The 12,740-nt window shown below is 63.0% G+C and carries 13 protein-coding genes; 7 read left to right on the top strand and 6 right to left on the bottom strand.

The genetic code is table 11. The features are described 5' to 3' along the window. Together EGI20_RS13555 and EGI20_RS13550 are read right to left on the bottom strand one after the other, a co-directional pair. Positions 1-502: hypothetical protein (locus tag EGI20_RS13555; RefSeq protein ID WP_498632103.1), on the bottom strand; the 502-nt coding region annotated here is incomplete at its 3' end. A 543-nt stretch (positions 503-1,045) separates the two neighbouring features. Next, entirely contained in the window at positions 1,046-2,203 is a 1,158-nt protein-coding gene (locus EGI20_RS13550) for an Rv3169 family protein (protein WP_498632102.1), read from the bottom strand. 148 nt (positions 2,204-2,351) lie between these two features. Here EGI20_RS13550 and EGI20_RS13545 point away from each other — a divergent pair, with 148 nt between their 5' ends. Beyond that, entirely contained in the window at positions 2,352-3,602 is a 1,251-nt protein-coding gene (locus EGI20_RS13545) for a cytochrome P450 (protein ID WP_498632100.1), read from the top strand. Beyond that, entirely contained in the window at positions 3,599-3,808 is a 210-nt protein-coding gene (locus tag EGI20_RS13540) for a hypothetical protein (RefSeq protein WP_498632099.1), read from the top strand. The genes EGI20_RS13545 and EGI20_RS13540 overlap by 4 nt, the downstream gene beginning before the upstream one ends. Positions 3,809-3,931: 123 nt before the next feature. Here EGI20_RS13540 and EGI20_RS13535 read toward each other — a convergent pair whose 3' ends face one another. Together EGI20_RS13535 and EGI20_RS13530 are read right to left on the bottom strand one after the other, a co-directional pair. Next, entirely contained in the window at positions 3,932-4,642 is a 711-nt protein-coding gene (locus tag EGI20_RS13535) for a GntR family transcriptional regulator (RefSeq protein ID WP_498632097.1), read from the bottom strand. A 145-nt stretch (positions 4,643-4,787) separates the two neighbouring features. Further along, positions 4,788-5,690: a dihydrodipicolinate synthase family protein gene (locus tag EGI20_RS13530; RefSeq protein ID WP_498632096.1), complete on the bottom strand. Its 903-nt coding sequence runs from the start codon at positions 5,688-5,690 to the stop codon at positions 4,788-4,790. 309 nt (positions 5,691-5,999) lie between these two features. Here EGI20_RS13530 and EGI20_RS13525 point away from each other — a divergent pair, with 309 nt between their 5' ends. From EGI20_RS13525 to EGI20_RS13505, 5 genes are all read left to right on the top strand, one after another. Continuing rightward, positions 6,000-7,001: a 4-hydroxyproline epimerase gene (locus EGI20_RS13525; protein WP_124733919.1), complete on the top strand. Its 1,002-nt coding sequence runs from the start codon at positions 6,000-6,002 to the stop codon at positions 6,999-7,001. 1 nt (position 7,002) lies between these two features. After that, positions 7,003-8,268 carry an NAD(P)/FAD-dependent oxidoreductase gene (locus tag EGI20_RS13520; protein WP_498632094.1) on the top strand — a complete coding sequence of 422 codons (1,266 nt, stop codon included), beginning with the start codon at positions 7,003-7,005 and terminating at the stop codon, positions 8,266-8,268. Between the two features lie 92 nt (positions 8,269-8,360). After that, on the top strand, positions 8,361-9,509 hold the full coding sequence (locus EGI20_RS13515) for a branched-chain amino acid ABC transporter substrate-binding protein (RefSeq protein WP_498632092.1): 1,149 nt from the start codon (positions 8,361-8,363) through the stop codon (positions 9,507-9,509). 81 nt (positions 9,510-9,590) lie between these two features. Next, on the top strand, positions 9,591-10,520 hold the full coding sequence (lhpI, locus tag EGI20_RS13510) for a bifunctional Delta(1)-pyrroline-2-carboxylate/Delta(1)-piperideine-2-carboxylate reductase (protein WP_498632091.1): 930 nt from the start codon (positions 9,591-9,593) through the stop codon (positions 10,518-10,520). Continuing rightward, a complete protein-coding gene (locus tag EGI20_RS13505; RefSeq protein WP_498632090.1) occupies positions 10,517-11,521 on the top strand; it encodes a proline racemase family protein in 1,005 nt (334 codons plus the stop codon). The genes lhpI and EGI20_RS13505 overlap by 4 nt, the downstream gene beginning before the upstream one ends. 27 nt (positions 11,522-11,548) lie before the next feature. On the opposite strand, the gene EGI20_RS13500 is transcribed toward EGI20_RS13505, so the two are convergent. Next, a complete protein-coding gene (locus tag EGI20_RS13500; RefSeq protein ID WP_498632088.1) occupies positions 11,549-12,292 on the bottom strand; it encodes a tyrosine-protein phosphatase in 744 nt (247 codons plus the stop codon). Continuing rightward, positions 12,289-12,740, bottom strand: a 452-nt coding sequence (locus EGI20_RS13495) for an Rv3169 family protein (RefSeq protein ID WP_498632086.1), incomplete at its 5' end; no start/stop codon positions are given. The genes EGI20_RS13500 and EGI20_RS13495, both read right to left, overlap by 4 nt.

The following is a 12,740-nucleotide window of genomic DNA, read 5'->3' as shown; positions in this document are numbered from 1 at the left end:
TGCGGGTTGAAATCGGGAAGGCGTTGACTTGGGTGCGCAGTTTTTCTTCCACGATACCATCACCGGCGATGATGCCGATAGCCGTATACCCTTTCTGTTTGAATACGCGATCCTTGACCCCGTCATCCTTCAGCTGCCAGCCCTGCACCACTTGCGCACGTTTGTTGACCGGATCCCACACATTGATGGTGTGGATGTCGGAGCGCCCGGCTGCCGGATTGTAAAACGGCACATGGCCGCTGAAATCATAAGTGATTTGTGGGGCGCCAATATCCACACTGACCTTGCTGTTACCTATAGTCGGCGCATAAGGCTCGTGAGCGACAAAGGTTTTTCCATTCAATTCGGATTTTCTATCGTTGTTTGCTGCAACTTTAGCCATTCCAAATGCCATTGAGTTGCCAGCTACCTGTCCGGATTTTTGTGCACTTTCACGCTTCTGGCTATCACCACTCCCGCTGCCAATGCAGCCTGATACTGCTGCAGTGAGCAGCAGCGTCAAGGTAAAACTCTTTCTAATTGCCATCCTTACTCAGCCTTCTAATAACTGCGCCATTGCTTGAATTATCAAGCATTATGGTTAGCGTCCAAAATAAGGCTGCGGATTATACAAGCAAAATCAATTAGTTAAAGGCGTGTTGTTTATAAAAAGTACTAACAAAATGTGATGTTTTTCAGGATGCGGGCCGGTAAAGCAGGCTGCAAGCGGGGTCATGTGGAATGGGTAGAAATAATGTCGATGTTTTTATGGATAAGTCATTGAAAATAATATGAAAATATTATCATTGCTGTGAGGTGTCTGGTCTGGTATGCGGCTATTGTCGCTGACTGAAGATTGCTGCCCAGGTCTGCAGTAGTGGGCAAGGCAGGTTTCGCTACTGCAGAGGTGTGTCAGGGGAAAGCAGGGTATTAGTTGCTATACGACTTGTATGCTGGCTGAGCAGGTCGCCAGTACGGCCAACTGTTTTTGCTGTCGAAATCTTTCAGCGGTGCCGGTACGCGCGCTTGCAGGATATTGCCCATCCGTGCTGTGTGGGGCCTGCGGTCAGTCATTTGTAGCTGCCTCGCTCCAGTTTCCCTGTACCCAGCTTTGCAGGTTGCCCCAGCCCTGAGCGCCGGTGGCACTGTCGTGCACGACGATCATGGCGTCGCGAAAACTGTTCAGGCGGCGCACGCTCTCTTCGCTGCGGCAATCGGCAAAATACTCGCCCTCTACATGCAGTTTGCCGCGCCACTGGCCGACGTAGTGGCCGTCAAAGCCGTGATACAGGCCGCCGCCCAGATGGAAACCGGTGTCTGAAATGGCGCGTGCCGACAGGGTGCGGCGGCTGCCGTCAGCCAGCGTAAGCGCAAAGCGACCTTCGACAAAACGCCGGTTGACCGGGTGAAAGCTCAGGCTGGGCTGGTTGTCGACAACGGCGATGCAGCGTCCGTCCGGGTATTCGAACTGGCCCTGCATCAGCTCGTGGCGCAGGCCGGGTGCGCGGTAGCGCAGCAAATACTGGTGAAAGGCGTAATGGCTGCCGTCCGGGTTTTGCAGCAGCAGTGGGTTCCAGATTGCCATCACCTGCATCTGTTCGCTGTCCATGGTCTCGGGTTCGGTGTCGGTCAGCGGTGTGCCGACGCCCGGGCGTATACCCCACGAGTGATCGCGCGTCATCACCCAGGCGTCGGGGGTGACTGCGTGGCGCACGCCGTCGACCTCGATCCAGCCGCTGGCGGTCCCGCTTTGGTGGTAGCGGATCTGGTCGGCGGTGCGGCGGTAGCCGCTGCGGCTGCGCCTGTCCTCGCGCGCCTCGGTAAAGCACGGTACGGCGCCTTCGAGCAGCAGATCGAACGCGATCGGCTGTACGGCGTTTTTCTCCAGCGTGACCCGGACTTTCCTGAGCGGCTCGACGATTTCGTAATGTATCGGCCCGACTGACACCGCCTCCACGTCGTCGGCCAGCGCGCGGCTGGCGCGCACATTCCATTGCTCAGCCTGGCGCGAGACGCCAGCATAGGCATCGACGACGCCGCGGTTGACGTATTTGCCTAAGCCGAAACCGACCTGCAGCGAGCCATCGCGCGCACCAACCATGCCGCAGACCTTTTCGGCCCAGCCAGGGTCGGTGTGCAGCACCGATGCGTGGGTTTCGACGATCTGGTGGTTGAAGTCTTCGTCGGCGCCGACGAGGGGGCCGATACTGCCGCCTTGCTGCATATGCTGCCCTTCCTGAGTTTTGTCGTGACAGCTGACGCTAACTTGCTGTCGTTGCCATCGGCATGGTCCGTGCGGACGATGCTGTGCACGGTTCACCCCGGTACTGATGGCGGCTAAGCACGATCAACCAAACGCAAGGAGTGGCAGTATGCGACACCCAGAAATGCCGGCACATCTCGACCCTATCCGCCATGAAGCGTGGCTGGACGACGGCCGCGTGCATCAAGAAATGCAGACCCTGCGCCAGGATTTTCCGGTGTGCTGGTACGCGCGCGAGCCGTACCGGCCGTTCTGGGTGGTGACGCGTAATGCCGACATCAAGGAAGTGATGGGGCAGAACGCGCTGTTTATCAACGAACCCAGGCTGGTGCTGGTCGACAAGGCGGTCGAGGAGGCCACCGAGCAGGCGCTGGGCGGGCGCCGCTATACGGTGCGTACCGTGCTGGACATGGACGGCGCCGACCATCAGACCTACCGCGAACTGACCCGCGCCTGGTTTATGGGGCCGGGAGTGGTCAAATTGCAGCAGCGTATCGAGGCGCTGGCAGACCGCTATATCGGCGTGATGCGCGAGGCCGGTGGTCAGATCGACTTTGCGCATGAAATAGCCAGCCAGTTGCCGCTCAGGGTGATTCTGTCCATTCTCGGCCTGCCAGAAACTGAGGCGCCGTTTATCCTGCGCATCACCCAGCAGCTGTTGTCGTCGGCCGATCCTGAATTGCAGCGTTCGCGCCAGGGTGGGGCCGACGTGATGCCGGAAGTGGCCGCCTATTTTGGCAAGCTGCTGGCCGAGCGCCGTGCCGACCCGCAGGATGATCTGGCCAGCGTGATTGCCACCAGCCTGGTGGGCGACGAGGCGATAGGTGCGCTGGAGGCGATCTCGTATTACTTGCTGATATCGACGGCCGGGCACGAGACCACCGCCGCGTCCATCGCCGGCGGCATGCTGGCCTTTATTCAGCATCCGGGTGAGATGAAAAAAGTGCAGGACAAGCCGGCGCTGATGCGTAATGGCGCCAACGAGATCGTGCGCTGGGTGTCGCCTATCCGCCACTTCATGCGCACCGCGACCGAGGATTACACATTGGCCGGCGTCACGATCCGCGCCGGCGATTCGGTGTGCGTGTTGCTGCCCTCGGGCAACCGCGACGACGCGGCATTTGATGCGCCATACCGTTTCGATATCGAGCGCCAGAGCGAGGGGCACGTCGGCTTCGGCTGGGGTGGACACGCTTGCCTTGGGCGCCAGGTGGCGCTGGCCGAGATCCGCACCTTCTTTGCCCGCCTGCTGCCGCAACTGGAATCGGTCGAGCTTGATGGCGCGCCGCGCCCGATCCAGTCCAATTTTACCGGCGGCTACAAGTCCTTGCCGATACGCTATCGTTTCCGCGACGCATGATGGACGCGCTTGAACTGGCCTGCCTTGACGAGGGGCCGCGCGATGTGCCGGTCGTGTTGCTGCTGCACGGTTTTCCCGATTCGTCGGCGGTATGGCGATACCAACTGCTGGCGCTGCTGGCCGACGTGATGGCCTTGCTTGACCAGCTGGCTCCGAGGTCGCACATCGCGCTGGGTCGCCATGACTGGGGTGTGGCACAGGGCTGAATGCTGCCGAACGCGTCAACGCCTTGCTGCTGCGCATCTTGGCGCAGCAGCAAGGCGCTCCTGGCCCGGTGTGGCTGCCTGCCCTGAAAATGAGGCGCTGATCCTGGCAAACCCGAAATGGGGTCAGTCAGTGCTGGTAGCCGATTTTTTTCGGCGTTTGCCCTGCTGCGTCAGCGCCTGGCTACGGTACCAGGCTTCCAGCGCCTCTTCGGCGTGGAGGATGTGCTGGCGCAGGAAGGCGGCCGCGCTGATGGCATCTTTTTGCCGGCAATACGTCAGCAACTGGCTGTGCTCATGGTGTGCGCGCTCGTTGAAACCGGTGAGCAGGATCTGCATGCGGGTGTAGCGGTCGGTACGGTTGTGCAGCTGCTCGATGATGGCCATGGTCTGGCTGCGCCCGGCTGCGCGGTACAGCGCCAGATGGAACTGGGCATTGAGAATGCCCCAGGTGCTGATGTCCTGCTCGCGCAGCGCCACTTCAAACCTGGCCAGCAGTGCCTCCGCCTCGGCGATATCGGCGCTGGTCTGGCGCGGGATCGCCTCCAGCAGCACGTCGCATTCCAGCAGTACCCGCACCCGCAATAACTCGACGATTTCCGGTAGCGATAGTTGCGCCACCACCGCACCCTTGTTTTCAATGATATTGACCAGTCCCTCCGCTTCGAGCTGGCGCAATGCCTCGCGGATCGGGACCCGGCTCATTCCCAGTTCGCGCGACAAGGCCTCTTGTCTCAGCTGGCGGCCATCGGCCCACTCTCCGGCCAGGATGCGCTGGCGGATGGCTTCAGTGGCAACAACGGTCAGGCTTGGTGGGGTGTCGGTCGCTGGGTTCATGGCTTTCTCTCAAAAATGCGGCACTACCATAGCACAAGGCAGCGTGAAGGTTTGAGAGCAGGTGGGCACGCTTGCGGGGGCCTTGCGCAATAAGCGCCCGCCACGGTGATAGTGGCGGGCGCGGATGGGGTGGGGTGGGCGGCGTTTACAGTTCAGGCAGGGATGGGCGGCAGGCAAGCGCGTCCTTGATGATTCGAGTCACGCGCTCGCGCTCGCTGCCGGCCAAAGGCAGGCGCGGCGCGCGCACATGCTCGCTGCCAACATCCAGCATCGCTTCACATAGCTTCAGGTTCTGCACCAGCTTCATCGAGACATCCAGATGCAGCAAGGGCGCAAACCAGCGGTAAATATGGCGCGCTTCTTCCCAACGGCCCGCTTTGGCCAGGCGATAGATCGCCACCGTCTCCTTGGGGAAGGCCACGACCAGACCCGCCACCCAGCCGTCGGCACCCATCATCAGGCTTTCCAGTGCCAGATCGTCCACGCCGCTAAATATGGCAAAACGGTCGCCTACGGCGTTGATCACGTTGGTGAGCGTACGGATGTCACCGCTGGACTCCTTGATGGCGACAAACTTGGGCTCGGCGGCCATCTCCTGATACATCTCGGGTGTGATATTGACGCCGTACGCGACCGGGTTGTTGTAAATCATGACCGGTAGCGGGCTGGCCTGTGCGACCTGCCGGTAGTGGTTCAGCGTCTCGCGCTCATCCGACACGTAACGCATCGCCGGCAGCAGCATGATGCCGTCGGCACCGGCCGCGTAGGCCGCTTGCGCCAGCGCGCAGGCCGCGCGGGTGCTGTCTTCGGCCACGGTCAGCAAGACCGGCTTGCTGCCGGCGACTTCCCTGGCCGCTTTCAGGATCGCAATTTTCTCGTCGGCGACCAGGGTTGACGCCTCGCCCAGCGAGCCGCAGACGATGATGCCGTCCGCGCCGCAGGCTAGCTGCCATTCGATGTGCCTGGCCGTCGCCGCGAGATCCAGTGATTCGTCGGCGTGGAATTTGGTGGTGACGGCCGGGAAAACGCCAGTCCACAGATGCGCCATGGTTTCGCTCCTTGCTGTTGGGTGCAGCCGCGATGCTGCAGTCGGTTTCATGCTAGGTGTTTTTGAATGCAAAACTCAATGTATTTTGCATTCAATATGGCTGTTTCTGTGCCGGATTACAATGCTGCGCTGCAGTTTTGCATTTTTGCAACAAAGGTTTAATTTGCTGATTTAATTGAATATTTATGCTTATTTGCGCCGTGGTTTCGTCTGTCTGGCACTGTGGTGTTTTTGCTAATTTGCATGTCGTAATTGTATTCAAAAATACAGAGTCCTACAGTGAGGCAATGTCAGAGAGGGAGTTCTGCGATGCCTAGCACCGAATTTGAATGCATAGACGGTCACACCTGTGGCAACCCGGTACGGCTGGTCACCCGGGGCGCACCCGCTTTGCAAGGCGACACCCAGGCCGAGCGCCGGCTCGACTTCCTGGCGCGCTACGACTGGATGCGCACCGGGCTGATGTTCGAGCCGCGCGGTCACGCCCAGATGTCTGGTGCTTTCCTGTACCCGCCGACCCGGGCGGACTGTGACGTTGCCGTGCTCTACATCGAAACCAGCGGCTGCCTGCCGATGTGCGGCCACGGCACCATAGGCGTGGTCACCATGGCCATCGAGCATGGCCTGGTTTCCCCGGCGACACCGGGCGTGCTGAACCTGGACACGCCGGCGGGCAAGGTGGTGGCGCACTACACATTGCTTGGCAACAAGGTGAAGTCGGTGAAACTGAGTAATGTGCCAAGCTTTCTCCTGATGCAGGATGTCGAAGTCGAGATCCGCGCGCTGGGACGCCTGACGGTGGACATCGCCTACGGCGGCAACTTCTACCCAATCGTCGAAGCGCAGGACAATTACCGCGACATGGCCGACTACACGCCAGGCGAGCTGGTGAGCATGGGCAACGAGCTGCGCGACTACATCAATGCGCATTACCGCGTGATCCATCCGCTGGACCCGAATATCAGCGGCGTGCGCCATGTGCAATGGACCGGCCGCCCGAAAACCCCCGGCTCGCATGCTGCCAACGCCGTGCTGTATGGCGCGTCGGCGCTGGACCGCTCGCCGTGCGGAACCGGCACCTCCGCCCGCCTGGCCCAGCGTTACGCCCGTGGCCTGATGAAGCCCGGCGACACGCTGATCCACGAGAGCATTATCGGCAGCCAGTTCAAAGGCACTATAGAGGCGGAAACCGAAGTCGCCGGCCTTCCCGCCATCATTCCCGGTATCGAGGGCTGGGCGGTCACCACCGGCTACAACCGTATTTTGCTGGACGATGCCGACCCCTATGTCCACGGCTTCGTGGTGGGCTGAGATGAACGCGCGCGCGCCATGCCGGCCAGAACATGTGATCGTGGTGGGAGCCGGCGTCGTCGGTATCGCCAGTGCGCTGCAGCTCAGGCTGGCGGGCTGCGAGGTCACCTTGCTGGATCGTGGCGACGCGGCCATGCAAACCAGCTACGGCAATGCCGGCGCCTTTGCCGTCAGCGACGTGATTCCGCTGGCCGAACCCGGCGTGCTGGCCAGGGTGCCCGGCTGGATGCTGGATCCGCTAGGGCCGCTGGCGCTGCGCTGGCGTTACCTGCCTGGCCTTGCGCCATGGCTGGCGCGTTTTGTCGCCGCCAGCCGGCCGCGCCGGGTAGCCGAACTCACCCGTGCCATGGCCGCGCTGCTTGAGCGCGTCAACGCCGATTACGCGCCACTGATCGAACAGGCCGGCCTGAGCGCGCAGTGGCGCCGTCACGGCAACCTGACCCTGTACCGCAGCGCCGCGGAGTATCGGGCCGCCGCGACTGCCTGGCAGATCAAGCGCGCGCACGGCGTGAACTGGCGAGAGCTGGATCGCGCCGAGCTCAGTGCGCTCGAACCGCAGATTGCAGATGCGTGGCAGGTCGCGGTCAAGGTGGCGGACTGGTCGCATGTGGACGACCCCTATGTATTCAGCCGCGGGCTGTTTGATGCCTTTGTGCGCGCTGGCGGGCGTTTCGTGCAGGACGAAGTGCTCGCCACCGTCAGCAGGGGCGGGCGCATCGCTGGCGTGGATACCCGGGATGGCGGCCGGATCGACGCCGACTGCGTGGTGATCGCCTGCGGCGTCTGGAGCGACCGCTTCACCCGCCAGCACGGCTATCCCATCCCGCTGGAAAGCGAGCGCGGCTACCACGTCACCTTGCCGCATGCCGGCGTGCCGCTGCACCACTTTATCCAGTGCGCCAGCGAAAGCTTTGTGATCCTGCCGATGGCGAACAACAGCCTGCGCCTGGCCGGCACCGTCGAGCTGGCGCACCGCGATGCGCCGCCTGACTGGCGCCGCGCCCATATCCTGATCGACAAGGCAAGACGCATCGTCGGCGACTTCAGCACCGAGGGCATGAGTGTCTGGATGGGCAACCGGCCATCGCTGCCTGACACCGTGCCGGTGATCGGCCCGGCACCGGATATGGATGGCCTGTATTTTGCTACTGGTCACGGCCATCTGGGCCTGACGCTGGCAGCCACCACCGGCGCCTTATTGACCGAGCAGATCTGCGGCAAGGCTCGCAGCCTGGATGGCACGGCCTACCTGCCGGGCAGGTACTGAGCGCCAGCGGCCAGGGGTGTGTAAAGAGACAGCAAGTAGCAGCGGGCCGCCCAACGGCCAACCTTCAGTCGTGTACCTAAAGGAGAAACAAAATGAAGCATCACATTGCACCGCGTACGCTGCACCTGGTTCTGGCGCTGGGCGGCATGATGGCACCGTTTGCCATCAGCGCGTCGTACGCTGACACCGTGGTGAAGCTGGGTTTTTCATCGCCGCTGTCCGGCCCGCAGTCGCATTACGGCAAGGATAATGAAAACGCCACCCGCATGGCGATTGACGAGCTGAACGCGTCGCCCATCACCATCGGCAAGCAGAAAGTGAAATTCGAACTGGTGTCGGAAGATGACCAGGCCGATCCGCGCGTAGGCACCCAGGTGGCGCAGCGGCTGGTGGACTCCGGCGTCAAGGCCGTGATCGGGCACTTCAATTCCGGCGTGTCGATACCAGCATCGCGCATTTATGCCGATGCCGGTATCCCGCAACTCTCCGTTTCCACCAATCCGGCTTACACCACCTCCGGTTACAAGACGGCCTTCCGTCTGGTCGGCAGTGACAGTCAGGTGGGTGGCTCGCTGGCCCAGTATGCGGTGAAAAAGCTCCAGGCCCAGCGGATCGCGGTGATCGATGACCGCACGGCCTACGGCCAGGGCATTGCCGACGAATTCATCAAGTCGCTGCAAGCGCAGGGCAAGAAGCCGATCAAGCGCGAATACACCAACGACAAGGCCTCTGATTTCACCGCCATCCTCACCTCGCTCAAGGCGCAAAAGCCGGACCTGGTGTTTTATGGCGGCGCGGATGCGCAGGCAGCACCGCTGGCAAAACAGATGAAGCGCCTGGGCATGGACGCCAAGCTGATGGGGGGCGACATGTTGAGTACGCCGACCTTTATCAAGCTGGCCGGCGCCGATTCGGCCGGGCATTACTCGGCGGTGCCGGGCGGGGAGCTGGGCTCGCGCGCCGCCGGCAAGGCGTTTGAAACCCGCTACAAGGCGCGCTTCAAAGAGGACGTGGTGCTGCTGGGGCCGCAGTTTTACGATGGCGTGATGATCGTGGCCGATGCGATGAAGCGCGCGGACTCCACCGACCCTGCCAAGTTCCTGCCCTATATCGCCAAAACCAACTATCAGGGTGCGACCGCTGTGTTCGGCTTTGACAGCGCCGGCAACCTGAAAAATGCGCCGGTTACCATCTCGGCGGTGGAAGGCAACGACTGGAAGGTGAAATCCGTTGTGCAGTGAATGCGGCGTCTGACAAGTCGTCACCATCTAGCGGCTGGCGGCAGCCAGCCGCGGTTTTTCTTGCTTGCCACAGGAGCGGCCATGACCAGCCCCGACTTGCCTGTACTGGACGCGTCGCAGACCCAGGCGCGATTGCCCATGGCCGAACTGTGCCGCCAGATTGAAGTCGCGGCGGCCGAGATGGCAGCAGGGCGGATCCAGAGCCCGGCGCGCCAGGTGCTGGCGCTGCCGGCAGGCGGCAATATGCTGTCGATGCCGGCCAGTGCCAGTGATATCGCCATCCACAAGCTGGTGAATGTCTGCCCGGGCAACGCGGCACGGCAGCTGGCCACCATCCATGGTGTGGTCAGCGTATATGACGCGATAACGGGCGTGCCGCGCCTGCTGCTGGACGGTCCCACCGTCACCGCACGACGCACCGCCGCCGTGTCGCTGCTGGCAATGCGTACTTTGCAGCAGGCGCCACCGCGGCATGTTGCCCTCATTGGCACCGGGACGCAGGCGCGTGCCCATGCACAGGCTTTGGCCGAGCTCTACCCCGGCTTGCGGCTGGACGTGCATGGGCGTACGCGAGAGCGCGCCATCGCCTGTTGCCATCAGCTGGCGCATTTGCCGCTGGTGCTTGCGTCTGGCAGCGGCGCCATCGCCGGCGACGCGGACGTGGTGATCCTGCTGACCACCAGCCGTACGCCGCTCTACGACGAGAGTGCCCGGCGCGACCGTCTGCTGATCGGCACCGGCGCCTTCCGCCCCGACATGGCCGAGCTTGGGCCTTGCAGCATCGCTTCCAGTCAGGTGTTCTGTGATGACGTCGCCGGTGCAAAGCACGAAGCGGGTGACCTGATCCAGGCCGGTGTGGACTGGTCGCGCGTGCACTCTCTGGCCGAAGCGCTGGCCGGACAGATTGATATGGAAAAACCCAGACTCTTCAAGAGCGTGGGCAGCGCGGCCTGGGATCTGGCGGCCGCCCGCTGTGCACTGGCAACGACCCAAGGAGACAGCACAGCATGAGCGAAGACTGGCAACGGCAGGTATTCGAGACCGTGGAAATGCACACTGGTGGCGAGCCGGTACGCATTATTACCGGGCTGATGGACAGCATCTTCGGCGACGATATTCTGGCCAAGCGCCGCGACATGCAGCGCCGTCTGGACGGTGTGCGGCGCCTGCTGATGTTCGAGCCGCGCGGCCACCATGACATGTATGGCGCGGTACTGGTGCGTCCCAGCCTGGCGGGCGCCGACCTGGCGGTGCTGTTCATCCACAACGAAGGCTACAGCACCATGTGTGGCCATGCGGTCATCGCGTTGGCGCGCTATGCGGTCGATCATGGTCTGGTACCGGTGAGCGGGCCTTGCACGCGGGTCGGCATCGAATGCCCGTGCGGACTGGTTTACGCCCAGGTCGGGTCAGACGGCAGCGTCAGTTTCGACAGTGTGCCGGCGTTCGCCTTGGCTCTGGACCACCGGGTCAGCGTACCGGGCGTGGGCGAGGTCAGCGTGGATATCGGCTACGGCGGTGCTTTCTACGCCGTGACCGATGCCGCTTGTCTTGGCGTGTCGCTGGACGGCAGGGTACGCGATCTGGTCGATGCCGCCAGCGCGCTGTCGGAGGCGGTGCGGCGCAGCATCCGCGTGCGTCACCCCGAGGCGGAAGATCTGGGCTTTCTTTACGGCAGCATCCTGACCGATGGCCGCGAGCGCGCCGGCGACGGCATCAGCCGCAATGTGTGCATCTTTGCCGATGCCGAGGTCGACCGCAGTCCTACCGGTTCCGGCGTGACTGCGCGCATGGCGCTGCGCCACGCCCGCAACCTGGTTGCCGTGGGCGAGGACTGTGTGTTTGAAAGCCTGACCGGTGCGCGTTTTGCTGGCCGCGTGACTGGGGAAGTTCCGCTTGATGGCTATCAGGCCGTGACGGTGCGCGTGAGCGGGCGGGCCTGTTACAGCGGCCGTGCCAGCTGGTCGCTGGAGCCGGAAGATGAAATCGGGCGGGGATTCTTGCTGCGTTAGCGCCCGGGGCGCTACGCAGCCTTGCCGTCACCGCTCGTGCACCAGCGTGCCACGCACTTTTGCGAGCATCGCCGCATCGATTCCGCCTGCCGCGAGATAGGCGTCAATGCTGCCGTGCCGCGTAAGGAGCACATCGAATGCCGTGTCCAGATAGCTTGCGTCGACACCGCTCAGGGCGGCGAGGGTGGCATCGTCGGGCGTTGACCCCAGATAATGCGCGAGCATCTGCCGCAGCCTTGCCGCCTGAGGGCCGCGGGCGGCCTGCTGCCCATGGGTAAGGTAGTTGTCGATAACTTGCGGGTAGGGAACGCCGGCGGCGCGGGCAATAAGCGCACAGGCAAAGCCGGTGCGGTCCTTGCCGGCCGTGCAATGCACCAGCAGCGGTTCGCCCAGCGCCAAAGGCGCAAGCAGGGTGCGCAGATGGGGCAAAAAGGCATAGCCGAAGCTGTGATACAGCGCGCGCATCAGGACGCGCGCAGCGTCAGCGTCGGGCTGGCGGATAAAGGCGGCGATCAGCGCATCGCTCGCCGCATCGCTTGCGCGCACATCGGACGCAACCGGCGCCCGCTGGCTGCGCACGCCCAAGAGCGCACCCCACAGACACAGTTCGTTGTCGCGCTCGTGTACGCTTCTGAAGTCGATGATGTGGCGGATACCGAGCGCGCGCGCAGGCGCGATCAGCGCCGCGTCGTGTGTACTCAGCACGCCGGCGCGAAAGAGCATCCCGCGCCTGAGCGGCAACCCCTGGCAGGCGTCGCTTGGCAGCATCATGTCCACCCCGACGCTGCGTGCGGGCCGAGCAGCATCTGCTCGAGTACGCCACACCCCTCGCGCGTGCTTTCGCCGTCGATGGCGAGCGTTGCGCGGGTGAGCGACTGCAGGTGCATCTGCGCCAGGTCGTTGGGGTCGAGCGCCCGGCAGTCGCGCGTCTCGCCGTGGACGGCAAACTCGCCGTGGCAGCGGCCGTGGCCCCACTCGGGGTGGTTGTAGCCGGCCCCCTGCATATAGACGCGCTCGCCGCATTCCAGCGCCAGGGTCGCGCTGCGGCCATCGGCAAGGGTGCCAGTCACGCTTGCGCGTGCGATCTGGCGGCAGCCTGCGCGGTATTCGACGTGCACGCGCGGCTGGCTCAGGTGGTGCGCCGGGCCGCCGTCGGTCGGCACCAGTACGCACTGGCGGTTCCAGCCGTTGCCGTGCGCGTCGTCATTGCTATGAAAGT

It is taken from the genome of Aquitalea sp. S1-19, assembly GCF_024343515.1.
Note: the sequence above shows the minus strand (reverse complement) of the source record. Positions and strands in the feature narration are given on the sequence as shown.

Coding starts and splice junctions, on each gene's coding strand:
- EGI20_RS13525 (WP_124733919.1), top strand. CDS start 6,000: ATGCCTAGCACCGAATTTGAATGCATAGACGGTCACACCTGTGGCAAC.
- EGI20_RS13520 (WP_498632094.1), top strand. CDS start 7,003: ATGAACGCGCGCGCGCCATGCCGGCCAGAACATGTGATCGTGGTGGGA.
- EGI20_RS13505 (WP_498632090.1), top strand. CDS start 10,517: ATGAGCGAAGACTGGCAACGGCAGGTATTCGAGACCGTGGAAATGCAC.
- EGI20_RS13550 (WP_498632102.1), bottom strand. CDS start 2,203: ATGCAGCAAGGCGGCAGTATCGGCCCCCTCGTCGGCGCCGACGAAGAC.
- EGI20_RS13515 (WP_498632092.1), top strand. CDS start 8,361: ATGAAGCATCACATTGCACCGCGTACGCTGCACCTGGTTCTGGCGCTG.
- EGI20_RS13540 (WP_498632099.1), top strand. CDS start 3,599: ATGATGGACGCGCTTGAACTGGCCTGCCTTGACGAGGGGCCGCGCGAT.
- EGI20_RS13530 (WP_498632096.1), bottom strand. CDS start 5,690: ATGGCGCATCTGTGGACTGGCGTTTTCCCGGCCGTCACCACCAAATTC.
- EGI20_RS13535 (WP_498632097.1), bottom strand. CDS start 4,642: ATGAACCCAGCGACCGACACCCCACCAAGCCTGACCGTTGTTGCCACT.
- lhpI (WP_498632091.1), top strand. CDS start 9,591: ATGACCAGCCCCGACTTGCCTGTACTGGACGCGTCGCAGACCCAGGCG.
- EGI20_RS13500 (WP_498632088.1), bottom strand. CDS start 12,292: ATGATGCTGCCAAGCGACGCCTGCCAGGGGTTGCCGCTCAGGCGCGGG.
- EGI20_RS13545 (WP_498632100.1), top strand. CDS start 2,352: ATGCGACACCCAGAAATGCCGGCACATCTCGACCCTATCCGCCATGAA.